This window comes from Flavobacterium arsenatis, assembly GCF_031456785.1.
GTDB lineage: Bacteria > Bacteroidota > Bacteroidia > Flavobacteriales > Flavobacteriaceae > Flavobacterium > Flavobacterium arsenatis.
This window is the reverse complement of the sequence record NZ_JAVDVI010000014.1, coordinates 95344-113009: the sequence shown is the minus strand read 5'-3', so window position 1 is coordinate 113009 and position 17666 is coordinate 95344. Positions and strand designations below refer to the sequence as shown.

Below are 17666 nucleotides of genomic sequence, written 5' to 3'. Positions count from 1 at the left end.
ACAATACCTTTGTTATTATTAACATTTCTTTATTATGAACAAGCTTTTCACCCTCGCCATTTTAGTACTTTTTTTATCAAGCTGTAAAAATGAACTGACCTTCAAGGAAGAACATTTCTCAAAGAAATCGTCGTTGCCCTGTACTGAAAATTGTCCTGAAGTGACTTTGACCGTTCCCGTAGCCGATAATGTTCCAATTGTGGCCGACAGCATCAACAAGAAAGTATTTTCGGTGGTAAGAGAAATTATTTATTTTGGAGAAAAACCGTATCCATCCACAGATTATCAAGGACTCTTGGATTCCTTTATCGCTTCGTATGACGAAATGAAAACGAAAAACCCAAAGGAAATTTTTGGTTGGGAAGGCAAGATAGAAGGGAAGGTTGCCTACGAAAGCGACAGCGTCATCAACATAAAAATAAAGCATTACACTTTTACAGGTGGAGCCCACGGATACGAAGGAATCCGTTCGTTGCTTTTTGATCCAAAAACAGGAAAAAACATCCCAACAGAATTTCTTTTTAGGGATTTAAACAAGTTCAAGGCTTTCGCCGAAGACAAATTCAGAACGAAATATAAGATTCCAACCGAAGAAAATATTAACGTCACCGGACTAATGTTTGAAGAAGATGTATTTGAGTTGCCTTTGAGTATTTTCTATACACAAAAAGGATTGTTGCTGTATTACAATACTTATGAAGTGGCTTCGTATGCAGACGGTCCGAAGGATTTATTGCTGACTTATGAGGAGTTGAAGCCTTATTTGTTGGTTAAATAAATTTCCGGATACTCATCATAATTCCCATATGAATAGCTTCATGGTAGTAATTAAAAGCAACGGCTTCTTGAGCACTTTTAATTGTAAATCCTAAACTATTGGTAAACAAATGATAGTTTTTGAAAATGTCATTTTTAAAATCAATGATGGTTTGGTCGATGGTTTTAAAAAGCAGTTCGTGTAGCTCGTCCACTTCTTTTTGATCTACAAAACCTTCTGGTCGGCTTCCTCTTTGGTATTTTAAAATCATTTCTTCGGAAAGCATGGTAGGCAATCCCGATAGTTTATAGACCAATAATTGTTGTACCACAATTGTATGTCCGATGTTCCAGATGAGGTTATTGCTGAAACCTTCTGGAACCATATTCAATTGTTCCAGAGTATAATTTTTTAAGAAACCAGCTAATTGTTTTCTGCTCGTTAGGGTAGTTTCGAAAGCGTATTGCATTGTTTTTTTTGTAAAAATACAATTCTTTTAAACTCATTAATAAAATACTCGTAATTTCATCTACAGAAATTAACTCCCGAATAGATGAACTCTTTTAAATTAAATTTTGAAATACTACATATAGTAAAGTTTACGCTAATTTTTATTCTATTGACCATTATTGGGACTGTTTCTCATGAATGTGGTCACTTTTTTGTCGCTAAAAGGCTGGGATTTAACCCTACATTGCATCATAGTAATGTTTCGTTTGATGTTGAAATAGAAAACAGCCCTGCTTTTTTGGTGAAAGAATTATCAATACTCTTGGCTGGACCAATACAAACAATCTCTACTGGAATGATTGGTTTTGTTTTAATATTAATACGAAGAAGAAACAATGATCATTTCAAATTAATAGATTGGGTTGCAACATTTTTATCTCTTTTTTGGCTAAGACAATGCTTTAATCTCACTATGTCGTTCGTGAATGCTTTAATTACTTGTGAATTTTCATTTTATGGAGATGAAGCTAAGATTTCAGAAATGTTAAATCTACATTCTGCTACAATTGGAATCATTACGGGGCTTTTAGGTTGCATAATATGTTCCTTTGTTGTGTTTTCTTTTGTGCCTATTAGATTTAGATACAATTTAATTATCGGCGGAATTATTGGTTCGTTATTAGGTTTATATGTTTGGACTGGTTTTCTGGGGAAATTCATGCTTCCGTAAAATACATCACAATAAACTTTTATTCTATGAAAATACCATTTTTCATTCCAAAATGAATTTCCTTTGCACCACAAAATAAATCCCAATGAACAAAATATACTACCTCGCTTCGTGCGACACCTGCCGAAAAATCATCAAATCACTTCCGAATATGGATAAATTGGAATTTCACGACATCCGTCAGAATCCAATTACCGAAGAGGAATTAGAGGAAATGTATCAACTTGCCGGAAGTTACGAAGCACTTTTCAGCAAGAAGGCACAGCTTTACAAATCTTTAGGGTTAAAAGACAAAAACTTGAAAGAGGAAGATTTCAAGAAATATTTGTTGGAACATTATACTTTTTTAAGTCGTCCGGTTTTCATCATCGACGGAAAAATCTACATCGGCAACAGCCAGCCTAGCATTCATGCTGTTACGCAAGTCTTGAAATAATGTCGAAAAGGAACCTCGCTCTTTTTGCCGCAACATTAGTTTCTATTATTTATGGTGTGACGTTCACCATTGCCAAAGACGTCATGCCAGAATACATTGATGCTTATGGTTTTATCGTTTTGCGTGTTGGAGGTTCTGTCCTTTTATTTTGGCTGTCCTGGCTATTTATACCAAAAGAAAAAATAATGTTGGGTGATTTTCCGCGAATTATCGCTGCAGCATTTTTTGGTGTAGCCTTTAATATGCTGACTTTTTTTAAAGGTTTGAGTTATACTTCGCCTATTTCTGCTTCGGTAATTATGGTCACGACACCTATAATTGTCCTGATTCTTTCGGCTATTATTATGAAAGAAAGAATGCTGAAACGAAAGGTTTTCGGTATTATTTTAGGTTTAGTTGGGACTGCTTTTTTAATCCTTTACGGAAAATCCATCGGCAACGCTACTAATGCAAGTTTGGGGAATTTCTTGGTTTTTGTCAATGCGGTTTCGTATGGTTTTTATCTTATAATTGTGAAAAAACTGATGGACAAATACAATGCTTTTACGTTTGTAAAATGGATTTATTTGTTTGGGTTTTTGATGGTTTTGCCTTTTGGATACAAGGAGTTGCAAGGTCTTGATGTGGCATCATTGCCTGAAGGCATTTGCTGGAAAATTGGTTTTGTCGTTGTCTTTTCTACTTTTCTGACCTATTTATTGAATTTGCTTTCGATGCGGGAATTGAAACCTACAACGGTGGCTGTTTTTATTTATCTGCAACCGCTTTTTGCTACAGTTTTTGCGATTGGTTTGGGCAAGGATTCTTTGAGTTTGGTTAAAATCATTTCTGCTTTACTGATTTTTGTTGGGGTTTATTTGGTGACACAACAGAAGAAATAGAAACTTTGCGTCTTTGCGTCTTTGCGAGCTACTTTTTTCTCGCCAAGACGCTAAGTCGCAAAGTGAGGATTTAGGGTTGGCCCAATAGCCCTGACAGGAGGGAAAATCCTTTTTATTTTTTTTCTTTAAAAAAATAAAAAGATTTGGAAGGATGGCAGGAATATGGATTCTGAAAAAGCCCGAACCTTTCGCTCCTGATAATTCACGCATTTAGGGTCTGACTACCAAAGACTGAACAGTTTTTCTTATCTTTGAACTCTTTTTAAAAAATATATGATACAATCGATGACGGGTTTCGGGAAGGCGACTTTACAGCTTCCGACCAAAAAAATAACTGTTGAAATAAAATCGTTGAACAGCAAGGGATTGGACCTGAATGTGAGAATGCCTTCGGTTTACCGAGAAATGGAGTTGGGTTTGCGAAATCAATTGTCGACGGTTTTGGAAAGAGGCAAAATCGACTTTTCTATTTTTATGGAAAACACGGCCGAACAGACTTCTACGAAAGTGAATGTTCCGATTGTAAAGGCTTATATCAGTCAGCTTCGTGAAGTTTATGCAGAAGCAGATGAAACGGAATTGATGAAAATGGCGGTTCGTATGCCTGATGCTTTGAAGACCGAACGTGATGAAATTGACGAAAATGATTGGGCTCAAATTCAAGTTGTAATCGAAGAGGGAATCAAGAATATCCAAGCTTTCAGAATTTCGGAAGGTGTGGCTTTGGAGAAAGAATTTCTTCATCGTATTGCCAATATCATGACTATGATGAACGAAACGGTGGCTCTTGATGGCGAAAGAATCCAAACGGTAAAAACCAGACTTCGCACGGCAATTGATGAATTGAAAGTGAATTTGGATGACAATCGTTTTGAACAAGAATTGATTTTTTATCTTGAGAAATATGATATCACGGAAGAAAAAGTACGTCTGGAAAACCACTTGAATTATTTCATCGAAACGCTTGCAGGAAATGAAGCAAACGGTAGGAAATTAGGTTTCATTACACAAGAAATGGGTCGTGAAATCAACACGATGGGTTCAAAATCCAATCATGCACAAATGCAGAAATTGGTGGTGCAGATGAAAGATGAATTGGAAAAAATCAAGGAACAGGTTTTGAACGTATTATAAGTTTTTATCCTGCAAGGTTTTCAAAACCTTGTAGGTATAATAAAACAAAACCTACAAGGTTTTAAACTTTGTATCTATAATAAAGCAGACCTACAAGGTTCTGAAAACCTTGCAGGAAAGTAAAAGAAAAATAGAATGAGTAACGGAAAATTATTAGTTTTTTCAGCACCTTCGGGATCGGGAAAAACGACGATCGTAAAATATTTATTAGCCCAGAAAGAATTGCATCTCGATTTTTCGATTTCGGCAACTTCGCGCGAAAAAAGAGGAGATGAGGTGGATGGAAAAGATTATTATTTTTTATCTGCGGAAGCTTTTCAGCAAAAGATTAAAGAAAATGCCTTTGTAGAATATGAAGAGGTTTACAAGGACAATTATTACGGCACTTTGAAAAGCGAACTCGACCGTATTTGGAACGAAGGCAAACACGTGATTTTTGATATCGATGTGATTGGTGGATTGGAAATCAAACGCCAATTTCCGGATAAGACCTTGGCAATTTTTGTGAGTCCGCCTTCGGTTGAAGAACTCGAAAGAAGATTGCGTTTTCGTCAGACGGAAACCGAGGAAAAGATCCAGATGCGTTTGGCGAAAGCCGAAAGGGAAATCGCAGAATCGCATAAATTTGATGTCATCTTGAAAAATTATGACCTTGAAAATGCCAAAACGGATGCTTATAAATTAGTATCGGATTACCTTAAAATGATTTAAAAAATATTCAACACAGATTCCACAGATTAGCACAAATTATCTGTGAAATCTGTGAAATCTGTGTTTAAATGAAAATAGGATTGTATTTCGGAACGTTCAACCCCATCCATGTTGGTCATTTGATTATTGCAAATCATATGGCGGAGAACTCTGATTTGGAGCAGATTTGGATGGTCGTGACGCCACACAATCCGCTGAAAAAGAAAAATACTTTGCTGGATGATTACCATAGACTTCAGATGGTTTTTCTAGCAACTGAAAGCTTCCCGAAAATAAAACCCTCGGACATTGAATTCAAATTACCACAGCCTAATTATACCGTAAATACCTTGGCTCATTTGCAGGAGAAATTTCCGCAACATGAGTTTGCCTTGATTATGGGCGAAGACAACTTGAACTCGCTCCAGAAATGGAAAAACTATGAAGTGATTCTTCAAAACCACGATATTTATGTGTACCCAAGGTTGAATTCGGGAGAAATTGACAGCCAGTTTATCAACCATTCAAAAATTCATAGGGTTGGAGCTCCTGTGATTGAACTTTCATCGACGTTTATCCGCGAAAGCATCAAGAACAATAAAAATGTGGTGCCGATGCTTCCGAACAAAGTTTGGGAATATATCGACCATAATTTGTTTTATAAGAAGTAATTTAAGCCACAGATTAAATATAATTTCTTTAAAAAAAATCCGTGGCAATCCTTTTAATCTACGGCAAACAAATAAAAAATGAGTCAACTCCTCCGACAGCAAATCGAAAAAATCACACCACTTACAGATGGTGAATTTGAGTATATATTGTCGCATTTCTCTCCAAAAAAATACAAGAGACACCAGTTTCTAGTGCAAGAAGGCGAAGATGTTCCCAATGATTTTTTTGTTTTGGAAGGTTGTCTTAAACTGTATCATACGAGTCCAGACGGAAAAGAACACATCCTGCAATTTGGACTTCCGGATTGGTGGATTTGCGATTTCAATGCCTATTTCAATCAGACTAAAGCGACACTAAATATTGATTGTGTAGAGGACACCGAGGTACTTTGCCTGTCTTTGTACAACCGTGAAAAAATCTGTTCAGAAATGCATAAGATGGAACATTTTTTCCGCAGAAAATCAAATGCAGGCTATATTGCCCTACAGCAAAGAATCCTGTCGATGCTGAACAATAATCCGCAACAGCGTTATGAACAATTGTTGCAACTCAATCCCATCCTTTTCCAAAAAGTCCCTAAAAAACTGATTGCTTCCTACCTTGGTGTTTCCCGTGAAACCTTGAGCCGATTCGGTTCCTGAATAAACGCTCACTTGGGGTCAGAGTAGTACCGAAATAATAGCCATAGATTTTATAAATCTTTTTTAATCTGTGAATCTGTGGCAAAAAAGTGATTTTCGTCACACAAAAGTTGTGACTTCCCTCATCGTCAGGAAAGCTGTTTCTTCTGAACTTTGTAGTATCAATTTTAAACAATTTATATCATGAAAAAGATACTTACATCGGGTTTGATGGCAATCACTTTATTTGCTGTCACACTACATTCAGAAATAGGAATTGCACAAACTAAAAAAGCGAAAAAGATGGAAAAGAAAATTCTATTTGTGGTTTCTAGCCACGACAAAAAAGGAGATACTGGCGAGTCAACAGGTTATTATCTTGGGGAAGTTTCCCATGCATGGGAAGTGTTGAAAGACGACTATACAATTGATTTCGTGAGTCCAAAAGGCGGAACGCCTCCCGTTGACGGTTTTGATTTGAGCGACCCGGTGAACAAGGAATTCTGGGAAGATTCCGTTTACCACAACAAAATCAGTAACTCGATGAAACCTTCGGAAGTGAATCCAAATGACTATGTTGCGATTTATTATGCAGGTGGTCACGGAGCGATGTGGGATTTTGCAGATAACATCGAAATTGCCAAAATAGCAACCACCATCCATGAAAACAATGGTGTCGTGGGTGCTGTTTGCCATGGTCCAGCTGGTTTGGTCAATATCAAATTAAGTAACGGAAAATATTTGGTAGACGGCAAGAAAGTAAATGCTTTTACCAACGAAGAAGAAATTGCCGTAAAATTGGAGAAAGTCGTTCCGTTTGCTTTGGAATCAAAATTGATTGAACGCGGAGCGAAGTTTGAAAAATCAGGTCTATGGCAGAAACATGTTACCGTTGACCAAAGGTTGGTTACAGGTCAGAATCCACAATCTGCAAAAGGAGTTGGAGAAGCCATTTTAAAAGAATTGAAATTAATCAAGAAATAATTTCTTAACACATTCTTACGAATTGTTCCCTGATCAATTCCGTAATTTTACTTAAAACAAAATAATCATGCAAAATTTCGAATTATTCACCCCGACCAATTATATTTTTGGGAAAGGACAAATAGAAAAATTATCAAAAGTAATTCCTCAAGGCGCTAAAATTCTTCTGGCCTATGGCGGTGGAAGTATCTTTAAAAATGGAGTTCACGAACAAGTCATCAAGAGTCTTGAAGGCTACGAAATCGTCGAATTTGGCGGCATCGAACCCAACCCACATTTCGAAACCCTTATGAAAGCTGTCGAAGTTATCAAGGAAAAAAACCTCGATTTTATTCTCGCAGTTGGAGGAGGTTCCGTAATTGATGGCGTGAAATTTATTTCCGTTGCCGTAAATTTCGAAGGAAACCCGATTGATTTATTACAAAAAAAGGCTCCTATAACAGGAACTCCAGTTCCGTTCGGGACCGTCTTGACTTTGCCTGCTACAGGAAGCGAAATGAATTCGAGTACTGTTGTAACCATTGCCAAAACCCAAGAAAAACTTTCATTTGGAGGTCCAGCACTTTATCCTCAATTCTCGGTTTGCGATCCAACAACTATTGCATCGCTTCCAAAAAGACAAATCGAAAATGGTATTGTAGATGCCTTCACTCACGTCATGGAACAATACATGACTTATCCTCAAGATGCTTATCTGCAAGACCGAATTGCCGAAGGAATTCTGCAAACTTTAATCGAAATCGGACCAAAAGTCGTAGAAAACCCTAGCGATTATAAGTTGGCTTCAAACTTCATGTGGAGTTGCACAATGGCACTAAACGGGTTGCTCAACAAAGGCGTTATAACCGACTGGACTACTCACATGATTGGTCACGAACTCACGGCTCTTTACGGAATAGATCACGCCAGAACCCTTGCCATCATTGCCCCAAATCTTTATACGGTAATGTTCGAAACCAAAAAAGAAAAACTCACCCAATACGGGAAACGCATCTTCAACCTAACAGGAAGCGACGACGAAATTGCCAAAGAAGCCATCAACAAAACCGTTGAGTTTTTCCACCTGATGGGAATGGACACCAAGCTGTCTGAATATACCGAAGACTATAAAAAATCTGCCGATTTTATTGTGGAGCGTTTCGAAAATAGAGGTTGGAAAGCTTTGGGCGAGAAACAAAATATCACTCCAGAGAAAGTACACAAAATTGTAGAAGCTAGCTATTAGGAGCGAAACGCTAGGGCATTTTTGGAAACCATATTCCCGCTGGAGCCACTCGCTTTGTCTCGTTTTTATGAACGAGACAAGAGCTCAGACAAAGTCTCCATCGGGGCTAGATGAAAACTTTAGGCATTCTTTAAACTTCTGCAAATCTTTGCTAAAATCAAAAGGCACTCCTGGAATAAATCCTGGAGTGCCTTTTTCAAAACACCAAAAACAAAATCTTAACTAACTAAATTATTTTTTATAGCGTAAACAGGATAACCACTTCACTGTTTACAATTATATTAACGTAGAAGATTTTGCTACATTGTATTGATAATCACAATTTTGAGTTAAAATTTATATTCTCAAATACATTCTTGGGAAGTAAAAACGGTGTTCTTTCTAGTATTTTAAGTATTTTTGAGGCTTATTAGTAATTTACAAGTACTAAAAAACCAAAAAATGACAGAATATCCAAAATTTGCAGTAATCGGTGGTGGAAGTTGGGCAACAGCAATCGCTAAAATGTTATGTGTAAACCTCCCTGAAATAGCGTGGTACATGCGAAACACCGATGCAATCGAACATATACAACAACACCATCATAATCCTAATTATTTGAGTTCGGTTGAATTCAATATCAATAAACTGAAACTCACAAGCGATATCAATGAAGCTGTCGCCTATGCAGATTATATCATCTTTGCAATTCCATCTGCTTTCTTAAATGGCGAATTGCAAAAACTTACCGAAAGCCTGAAAGGAAAAGTAATTTTCTCTGCCATAAAAGGTATCGTTCCAGAAACAAGCCTTATTGTTGGCGAACATTTCCATGAAAAATACGATATCGAATATGATAATATTGGTGTCATAACTGGACCTTGCCATGCAGAAGAAGTGGCGTTAGAAAGATTATCTTATCTAACAATTGCCTGTGGAGATGCCACAAAAGCCAAGATTGTAGCCAAATGCTTGTCTGGAAACTACATCAAGGCCAAAATCACCGATGATATTATCGGAACAGAATATGCCGCAATGCTAAAAAATATTTATGCCATTGCAGCCGGAATGGCTCACGGTTTAGGTTATGGCGACAATTTCCAATCGGTTTTGATGAGTAACGGAATTCGTGAGATGAAAAAATTCATCCGAAAAGTGCATAAGATGAAACGGAATATCAATAATTCGGCTTATTTGGGTGATTTGCTGGTTACAGGTTATTCGGTGTTTTCCAGAAACAGAATGTTCGGAAATATGATCGGGAAAGGCTATACCGTAAAATCAGCAATGATGGAAATGAGTATGGTGGCCGAAGGCTATTATGCCACAAAAAGTGCCTATCAATTAAATCAGGAATATGGTGCAAAAACCCCAATTATTGATGCCGTTTACAGCATTTTATATGAAGGAAAAGAAGCCAAAAAGGTATTCAAGAAATTAACGGATAAGTTGGATTAATTCAGCCCAAGAAGACATTCTAAATAAAAAGATAGTTTAACGAACAATAACACCATTAACAAACAAAATAGGCACTTCTTCAGTAGCCTTTTCGTTGATGGTGTTGGTTCTGAAAGTAAATTTTTTATCGTATAAAGTACTTCCGATAAAATAGGTAACCATAAATTCATTGTTCAAAGCAAGGACGCTTTTTTCCACCATTTCTACTTTTACTACAGAAACAGCGGGAACTTTCACGAAAGCGTGACGCAGGAGCGAAGTTTTTTTCATTTCGCCATCAATGGTTCCAAATGCTTTTGAAACGACCATCACACTATCCAAATCAAAATCGGAGTCGTTTACCAGATAGATGTACCAAACCTTTTCCATGAAATCGTCGTTCCATTCTTGAACGGCAGCCATAAAAACGTTTTCTACTTTTGGGATGATGATGTCTTTTTTCATGTCATTGCGAGGAACGAAGCAATCTCATCGTTCGCTTATGGTTTATTTAGTGAAAATGGTTTTTCTTTTAGCCCTGACTGGAGGGATCTCGTCTTTTGGACGAGAGGAAGGAAGGCAGGAATAAGGTTTCCCAAAATGCCCTACAGCTTCCGCTCCTAATACTTTATATGCTCGATTTGAATTGCTCCAAGAAACGGATGTCGTTTTCATAGAACATACGGATGTCGCCGATTTGGTGCAAGAGCATTGCGATTCGCTCGACTCCCATTCCGAAGGCAAAACCCGTGAATTCGTCTGGGTTGATGCCACAGTTTTTAAGTACGTTCGGGTCAACCATTCCGCAACCTCCAATTTCTAACCAGCCTGTTCCTTTCGTGATTCGGTAATCTGTTTCGGTTTTCAAGCCCCAATAGATGTCGATTTCGGCACTCGGTTCTGTAAATGGAAAATAGGACGGACGAAGACGGATTTTTGATTTTCCGAACATTTCTTTGGTAAAATATAGAAGCGTCTGCTTTAAATCGGCAAAAGAAACATCCTTGTCGATGTAAAGTCCTTCAACTTGATGGAAAATACAGTGCGAACGTGACGAAACGGCTTCATTACGGAAAACGCGTCCTGGAGAAATGGTGCGGATTGGCGGTTTATTGTTTTCCATATAGCGAACCTGAACGGACGAAGTATGGGTTCTCAACAAGACATCGGGATTGGTTTGGATAAAAAATGTATCCTGCATATCACGAGCCGGGTGGTATTCTGGAAGATTCAAGGCGGTGAAATTGTGCCAATCGTCCTCAATTTCCGGACCTTCGGAAACGTTGAATCCTATGGTTGAAAAGATGTCAATGATTTGGTTTTTCACCAATGAAATGGGATGACGGGAACCGATGGACAAAGGCTCGCCCGGACGGGTCAAATCGCCATAAATTCCTTTTGTTTCTTCCTTGTTTTCAAGGGATTCCTGGATGGATTTTACTTTTTCTTCGGCCGTGTTTTTCAGTGTATTGATAACTTGTCCGAATTCTTTTTTCTGTTCGTTGGGAACATTTTTAAATTCGGCAAAAAGCTCTTTCAAAAGGCCTTTGCTTCCTAGGAATTTGATTCGGAATTCTTCGAGTGTTTGCTTGTTATCGGTTTGAAAAGCTTGGGCTTCGCCAATATATTCTTTAATCTTGTCTATCATCGTCTTCAAATGTGAGGTGCAAATTTAGGAAAAAGTTGGAAGTTAGAAGTTAGAAGTTGGAAGTTTTACGACCAAATCAACTGCTTTAATCAATTAATTCTTTTTCAAGAAAATAACTGACAATGGCTTCTTTCATTAAAACCGATTGTTCTCCTGCTTTTAAAGGTGGTAAAGCTTCTTTTACTTTGTAATGTGGCCAACCGTCGTTATCGAAATGTTCAAATTCATAAAAACCATACGGTTCTAGAAGTCGGCAAATGGCGATGTGCATCAGGTTGAGTTTCTCGTCTTTCTTGAACGTTCGGTGGACTTTTCCCAATTCCTGAACCCCAATTAGGTAAATAATGGCATCCAAATCTAAATCTTCGCCTTGCGAAAACTGATTGGATAATAGTTCAACGAGTTTTTCCCATCGTTCTTTTAGTTGTATATCTCTAGACATTTTGATTTAGGATTTAATATTTTTTGATTTAGGATTTTCAAAGCTTAATCAAAATTAGTTTGCAAAGATAGGTTTTGTGTTTTGTTTTTCTACTAAAGTCTTTTATCTTGGCTGTTTTATCTTTTATTATGAATTTATTTGATATCATCCTTGGCGGTTTCCTAATCTACGGCATCATCCGAGGTGTTTGGAATGGTTTTTTTGTAGAGTTGGCTTCTTTTGTTTCGCTAATTTTAGGGATTTATATCGCAATAAAATTTTCATTCTTGACGCAATCCATAATTGAAAGTCATGTTTCTTGGTCGCCAAAAACAGTTCAGATTGTGGCTTTTGCCTTGACATTTGTTCTAGTTGTTGTAGGTATTACGGCTTTGGCGAAAGCCTTTACGACACTGGCAAATTTTGCAAGTTTAGGAATGATAAACAAAATTGGAGGCGGTTTTTTTGGATTATTGAAAACGATTTTGATTTTGAGTGTTTCGCTACATTTCTTTCATAAATTCAATGAAAAAACCGAAATTGTAGAGAAAGAGACTTTGGTTGAATCTCTGATTTATTATCCAACTTTGGAAATTTCAGGATTGGTTTATCCGGCTCTTGAAAATTGGTTTATGGAGTTCAAAGAAGGTGATAAAACTGAAAACTGAAAATTCAATTCTTCTTTATCAAATCATACACGAAATCCAGTTGTGTGTCAGCCTGTTTTAAATAATCCTTATACGTTTGAACAATATGATAATCAGGAATAATGCCTCTATTCTTGATTTGATGCTCTTTTTTAGGCACATCTTGTTCCAAATTAACTACAGAAAATTGAGTTATAATTTTTGATTTTGGTAATTTATATTCCAGTGGTGTATGTCCATTATGACCATAATATCCACCCATAGTTTCCTCGCCAATTGTTGTCGTATTTTCGTTTCCGGCAGCCATTGAAGCAAATAAACTTCCAGCCGAAGCAATTGCCGGACTTATAAGTAAATAAATTTTGCCCGTAAATGCATTTTTGTTTGGAGTCCATATTTTATGGTCGTTGCTGTTTTCATTTTGATAAAAACGATGATTTTCTTCCACAGGAAAAATCTCCTGAAACTCTTTATTAAATTTCCCCACCAAAAGCGGTCGAATAATTTTTGGGACATTTATATTATAATACTTCAACAAAGGAATTTTTTTAAAGCTTATCCATGCTTTCTTGTTTTCTTGGAAATTTCTTTGAGCCAAATAGGAATAAGTAACAAGATCATTTGGGTCTGTTCCACCGCCGTTTTGACGAACATCAACAATCAGATTTTTTATATTGTCCTTCTTTATTTGTATAAAAACACTGTCTAGAAATTTCACATATTCCGAATGTTCTTTCGATTTTTCGTCACCCATTGCAAAAGAATAAATCGTCAACTTCGCCGTTAAAGAATCCAGTTTTTTAAAATTATATTTCTGATTGTCTGCTAAATCAACATAATAAATTTGGTCGTATGGTTTTGAAAATCGGTTTTGAAAGTTCTTGTAATAATCGTTATGGCTTACGCCAGAAATTGTCTTGGTCTCTATCTGTTCAGTATTTTGCTTTTTATAAGAAACTATAAATTGGTCTTTCAAACCATAATGCAACCTGAAATAGCGTGCAAAATGAGTTCGAAGGCCTATTTTTTTGCCCGTTAAATTTTCACCATCTGTTGTGTAATATTTATATAGACTTGAAATGATTTCAGCAATTGGAATTCCATTGATTGAAATAATCTCGGAGCCTAAAGGAATTTCTCCATTTTCAAAATTCACTAGCCATTTCCCGTCGATCCATTTAATTGGAAAAGGAAAATAACCTGATTTTTCTTTTCGCAAATTTTGAAAAATTTTATCGGGAAGTGAAGTGTCATTGTGCAAACTGCCTTCAAAATCAGTGAGTTTGCAAATCAAATTATAGAAATCCCTGTAAGTTGAAAGGTATTTAATTTCATTGTCAGCCCAAGAATAAATGCTGTCAATCTGTTTTTGAGTTCGATATTTGTAAAGACCTGAATTTGCTTTTTGGCGTAAATCTTTAAAAATTGCCAAATCTTTCCGCATTTTTTTCTGCGGAAATACATCGTCAACCGATTGAGAAAAGGTGAGGTTTGAAAATAAAAAAACTAGAAATAGGAAGAAGTAAGGTTGTTTCATTTGATCTTAAACTTTTTCAAATGTAAACCGATAAGAATAATATGACTTGTATAATATTGGTCAATTTAATTTTTTCAGAAACCCTTCCTTATATTTTGTTGGCGAAACTCCAATAAAGCGTTTAAATGTTTTGGAAAAATGTGCTAAATCGGTGAAGTTATATTGATAAGCAATTTCAGTCAATTCGGCATTTCGGTCAATTAATTTCTTGCTGGAAAATATTTTTTTCATCAAAATATAATTCATCGGCGTCATTCCTGTGGATGCTTTGAATTTTTTTACGAAACCATATTTATTAATATTCGCTAATTCTGAAAGCTCATTCAAGCAAAACCGATTGTGAATATTACTTTCTACAAAGGTGTTGATTTGGTTGAAACTACTAAAATTCAATCCGGTATATTCGTCCTTATTTTCTTGGGCATAAAATTGAAGAACAGTCAAAAATTGTTTTAAACAAAAGTCGATTTCTGTATCGTTCTTACTTTCAATTGCCTTTTTGAGCTTGATAAAGGATTGATTGGCGTTTTTATTGCTGATTTTTCTATTCAGGAAGATGATATTTTTACCCTCACAACCATATTTCATAATCTCATTTGGAATATAGATGGTGTCGAATTTCAAAGGAGCATTGGCATCAATTAAAGGATTGGAATGTATCTCATACGGATTGGTAATCGAAATGCTTCCAGCTTCGCAAAAAAGGCTCTGATTTTCAAAATCAATTTGCTCTGTTCCTAAATGAATCAGCGAAATGCAAAACGTTTCGTGGAAATGCTTTGGAAATTCCGTGGTTTGATGTTCAATCGAGATGTATTCTAAACCATCAAATGTCATTTCCGCTTTTTGATATTTGCAACTAAATTACTTCAATTCCTTAATTGCCGATTGTTCAATCCAACCCAAAGTTCCATCTGAAAGTTCGATTTTTTTCCAATTGTCAAGTGTTTCCAAAACGTGAACTTTTGTTCCTTCGTGAAGCATAAAAGCGTCAGGAGCATCTTGTTTTGGTTCTGTTTTCACAGATGTGATTTCGGCAAAAACAATCGCTGGTTTGTCGTTTTCATAGTTTGATCTCTCGAAAATAGCCGATGAAACGCTTAACACAATTACCAACAAAGCCAAGAACATTCCAACAAAGAAAACACGTTTCAGCAAAGTAGTTTGGGAGAAATAATAGCCAATAAAAAACAATAAAAACAGCGTTGAAAATCCAACTGCAATCCAACCCCAAGTATTGTAATGATAAGAAGAAGTAAAATCCTGAATGAGTTTGCTAAAACCTACTTTTGGAACTTGCTTGATGTCGTCAATCTGTAGTTTTTGGGCAAAAGCCAGATTGTTTTGGATGTCTTTGTCGTTTGGACTTAGCAATAAAGCTTTTTCATAATTGTAAATCGCTGGTGCAACCTTATTCAATTTATAATAAGCATTTGCCAAATTAAAATACAATTCTGCCGATTCCTTTTTGGTTTTCAAGATACTTTCATAAGCAACGACTGCTTCTTGAAACTGGTCTTTTCGGTACAATTCATTTCCTTTTTCAAAGCCGGTTTGGGCAAAGAAAGTTGAGGTGATTAATAAAAATATATAAATTAAATTTTTCATTTTTCTTGAATTATAGCACTTAGATTTGTTTTTCTAGTTCTGAAATTATAGCAACAGCCTTATCAAAATCCTGCTGGATCGATACGCTTGACGAAGGAGCATATCGTGCAAATTCGCAGTTTTCAGTTAGGTTTATAAAGTTTGAAACGGTATTTTCATTCGCATTTCTTGATAAAAGAATTTCCCTGATTTTATCCTTACTCATTTCAGATGTTTCGATGTTCAATTTTGCTTTCAAGAAATTGTGCATTGCTTTTTCCAAAGCAATATAAAACAACTCTTTGTTGGCAATTTGTTTTCTAGCTTCGGATAGATATTTCTTCGCCAATTTATTCGATTGACGGATTCTATTTCCAACCACATCACGATCCATTGCACGTTTTTTCTTTCTGAAAAGCATGATAATCGGAATCAGAAATAACGGTGCAAAAAGCAATCCGTAGAATAAATTGCTCCCGAAAAAGTCGTCTTTCTTGGTTGAAACCAAATTGGTTTTCAGTTTGATAAACTGAAATTGTGCTGATGCAGCAATCGTCCTTTTGTTTACTCCCGAAGTACTATCCGAAGAAGCAACAGCTGCTTTTTCGCTCTCTGGACCATCCAAAACCTTAATCATAATCTCTGGAGATGTGATAGTTTTATATGTTCCGGTAGCCAAATCAAAGAAGGAGAAACTCATTGGCTTGATAGGATAATTTCCTTTGTATTGTGGAATTACCGTGTATTTGTCGGCAATATTTCCCGTCATTCCCGAAAGTGGTGTGTTTACACTTTCCGTATGAACTGGGTCATACATTTCGAGGGCACTCGGAACAACTGGTTTTGGCAAATCAAACAATTTCAGGTTTCCAGTTCCTGCTACAATCACATTCAAATCCAGACTTTCGCCGTGTTTCAAAGTAGTTTTCGTAGGAGTAGCTCTGAAGGTAAATTTTCCAACAGCACCTGTGAAATTAGCAGGTTTTCCCGCTTCTGGCAGAGCACGAACATTGATGGTTTTGGCTCCAGCCGAAACCCTTTTATTATCCTTGGTTGTAAGAACCTGCCCAAAAATATTCCTTCTGTTGGTGGGCAATTCCAAATCCATATCCATTGAAAGTGGCTCAATAGAAAGCTTTCCTGATTTTTGAGGATAAAGAACCACTTTCTTCAAAACCACAAAACGGGTTTTTTCTCCATTATAAGTTCCTTCTTCCACTTTGAGTTGTTTGATATCAATGTTCTGGCTCCAGAAATCATTATATTTTGGCTTGTCAAGCTCTCGCCAATTTGTAATTCCGATGTTGTAACTGAAATAAAGTTTATAAACTACGGTAATTGGTTCGTTGATATACGGATTTGTTTTGGAAACTTCTGCCACCAGATGTATCGCATCGTCAGCCGAAATCTGTGGTGCATCGTTAGGATTTTTGGGCATTTCCACAGCAGCCGTGACATTGATCTTTATGGGAGACGTTTTGTAAATCTGCCCATTGATTTCTATACTGGCTTGTTTGATTGTTATTGATCCTCGTTGGCTTGGCAACAAATAATAAGAATACATTTTATTGAAAGTGCCACGTCCGTTTACCCATTGTTGACTGACTTGTTGCATCGGACCATTTACAACACGGAAACCTTCAAAATCAGGTGGTGTAAAGTTGTCCCCATCGGCATTCATTGAAAAATCGATTCGCAATCTTTCGTTGATTCCGAGTGTGGTTTTGCTGACTTTTGCTTCAAATTCTACTTGAGCAAAAAGTCCCTGAACACTTATAAATAATAGAAAAATAAACTTTTTCATTTGTTGTCTAAACTTTTTTGAATATCG

Annotated in this window: 20 protein-coding genes; 12 read left to right on the top strand and 8 right to left on the bottom strand. The window is 36.5% G+C overall.

The annotated features are described in order from the left end of the window. Positions 1-34: 34 nt before the first annotated feature. Positions 35-778: a PdaC/RsiV family protein gene (locus J2X31_RS14785; RefSeq protein ID WP_310027688.1), complete on the top strand. Its 744-nt coding sequence runs from the start codon at positions 35-37 to the stop codon at positions 776-778. Here J2X31_RS14785 and J2X31_RS14780 read toward each other — a convergent pair. Further along, positions 771-1226, bottom strand: a complete 456-nt coding sequence (locus tag J2X31_RS14780; protein ID WP_310027686.1) for a DinB family protein — start codon at positions 1224-1226, stop codon at positions 771-773. The two genes, J2X31_RS14785 and J2X31_RS14780, sit on opposite strands and share 8 nt — an antisense overlap. Before the next feature lie 84 nt (positions 1227-1310). Here J2X31_RS14780 and J2X31_RS14775 point away from each other — a divergent pair, with 84 nt between their 5' ends. The 10 genes from J2X31_RS14775 to J2X31_RS14730 all read left to right on the top strand — a co-directional run bounded on the left by J2X31_RS14775 (position 1311) and on the right by J2X31_RS14730 (position 10016). Beyond that, positions 1311-1937: a hypothetical protein gene (locus J2X31_RS14775; RefSeq protein WP_310027685.1), complete on the top strand. Its 627-nt coding sequence runs from the start codon at positions 1311-1313 to the stop codon at positions 1935-1937. 85 nt (positions 1938-2022) lie between these two features. Further along, positions 2023-2373 carry an arsenate reductase family protein gene (locus J2X31_RS14770; RefSeq protein WP_310027683.1) on the top strand — a complete coding sequence of 117 codons (351 nt, stop codon included), beginning with the start codon at positions 2023-2025 and terminating at the stop codon, positions 2371-2373. Continuing rightward, entirely contained in the window at positions 2373-3254 is an 882-nt protein-coding gene (locus J2X31_RS14765; RefSeq protein WP_310027682.1) for a DMT family transporter, read from the top strand. Before J2X31_RS14770 ends, J2X31_RS14765 begins: the two co-directional genes overlap by 1 nt. Before the next feature lie 273 nt (positions 3255-3527). Next, the gene (locus J2X31_RS14760; protein WP_310027680.1) at positions 3528-4388 is read left to right on the top strand and encodes a YicC/YloC family endoribonuclease; all 861 of its coding nucleotides are present in this window, start codon (positions 3528-3530) and stop codon (positions 4386-4388) included. A gap of 135 nt (positions 4389-4523) precedes the next feature. After that, positions 4524-5099, top strand: a complete 576-nt coding sequence (gene gmk, locus J2X31_RS14755) for a guanylate kinase (RefSeq protein WP_310027678.1) — start codon at positions 4524-4526, stop codon at positions 5097-5099. A 68-nt stretch (positions 5100-5167) separates the two neighbouring features. Next, a complete protein-coding gene (gene nadD, locus J2X31_RS14750; RefSeq protein WP_310027676.1) occupies positions 5168-5749 on the top strand; it encodes a nicotinate (nicotinamide) nucleotide adenylyltransferase in 582 nt (193 codons plus the stop codon). Between the two features lie 78 nt (positions 5750-5827). Further along, entirely contained in the window at positions 5828-6391 is a 564-nt protein-coding gene (locus tag J2X31_RS14745; protein ID WP_310027675.1) for a Crp/Fnr family transcriptional regulator, read from the top strand. A 183-nt stretch (positions 6392-6574) separates the two neighbouring features. Then, positions 6575-7354 (top strand): type 1 glutamine amidotransferase domain-containing protein, encoded by a 780-nt coding sequence (locus J2X31_RS14740; RefSeq protein WP_310027673.1) that lies wholly within the window; start codon positions 6575-6577, stop codon positions 7352-7354. A 67-nt stretch (positions 7355-7421) separates the two neighbouring features. Then, a complete protein-coding gene (locus J2X31_RS14735) occupies positions 7422-8579 on the top strand; it encodes an iron-containing alcohol dehydrogenase (protein ID WP_310027671.1) in 1158 nt (385 codons plus the stop codon). Positions 8580-9020: 441 nt separating this feature from the next. Beyond that, a complete protein-coding gene (locus J2X31_RS14730; RefSeq protein ID WP_310027670.1) occupies positions 9021-10016 on the top strand; it encodes an NAD(P)H-dependent glycerol-3-phosphate dehydrogenase in 996 nt (331 codons plus the stop codon). Between the two features lie 36 nt (positions 10017-10052). Here J2X31_RS14730 and J2X31_RS14725 read toward each other — a convergent pair whose 3' ends face one another. The 3 genes from J2X31_RS14725 to J2X31_RS14715 all read right to left on the bottom strand — a co-directional run bounded on the left by J2X31_RS14725 (position 10053) and on the right by J2X31_RS14715 (position 12085). Then, on the bottom strand, positions 10053-10460 hold the full coding sequence (locus J2X31_RS14725) for a hypothetical protein (protein ID WP_310027669.1): 408 nt from the start codon (positions 10458-10460) through the stop codon (positions 10053-10055). Between the two features lie 163 nt (positions 10461-10623). Beyond that, the gene (gene pheS, locus J2X31_RS14720) at positions 10624-11643 is read right to left on the bottom strand and encodes a phenylalanine--tRNA ligase subunit alpha (RefSeq protein WP_310027667.1); all 1020 of its coding nucleotides are present in this window, start codon (positions 11641-11643) and stop codon (positions 10624-10626) included. A gap of 85 nt (positions 11644-11728) precedes the next feature. Then, positions 11729-12085 carry a hypothetical protein gene (locus J2X31_RS14715; protein ID WP_310027665.1) on the bottom strand — a complete coding sequence of 119 codons (357 nt, stop codon included), beginning with the start codon at positions 12083-12085 and terminating at the stop codon, positions 11729-11731. Positions 12086-12213: 128 nt separating this feature from the next. Between J2X31_RS14715 and J2X31_RS14710 the strand changes: the two genes are divergently transcribed. Next, positions 12214-12732 carry a CvpA family protein gene (locus J2X31_RS14710; protein WP_310027664.1) on the top strand — a complete coding sequence of 173 codons (519 nt, stop codon included), beginning with the start codon at positions 12214-12216 and terminating at the stop codon, positions 12730-12732. Between the two features lie 4 nt (positions 12733-12736). On the opposite strand, the gene J2X31_RS14705 is transcribed toward J2X31_RS14710, so the two are convergent. The 4 genes from J2X31_RS14705 to J2X31_RS14690 are packed head-to-tail and all read right to left on the bottom strand — an operon-like array spanning position 12737 to position 17639. Next, complete coding sequence (locus tag J2X31_RS14705) at positions 12737-14248, bottom strand: S41 family peptidase (RefSeq protein ID WP_310027663.1); 1512 nt, start codon at positions 14246-14248, stop codon at positions 12737-12739. Between the two features lie 60 nt (positions 14249-14308). After that, positions 14309-15085, bottom strand: coding sequence for an AraC family transcriptional regulator (locus J2X31_RS14700; protein WP_310027661.1), 777 nt, complete (start codon positions 15083-15085; stop codon positions 14309-14311). Between the two features lie 27 nt (positions 15086-15112). After that, on the bottom strand, positions 15113-15856 hold the full coding sequence (locus J2X31_RS14695; RefSeq protein WP_310027659.1) for a tetratricopeptide repeat protein: 744 nt from the start codon (positions 15854-15856) through the stop codon (positions 15113-15115). Between the two features lie 19 nt (positions 15857-15875). After that, the gene (locus J2X31_RS14690) at positions 15876-17639 is read right to left on the bottom strand and encodes a BatD family protein (protein WP_310027657.1); all 1764 of its coding nucleotides are present in this window, start codon (positions 17637-17639) and stop codon (positions 15876-15878) included. Positions 17640-17666 lie beyond the last annotated feature (27 nt).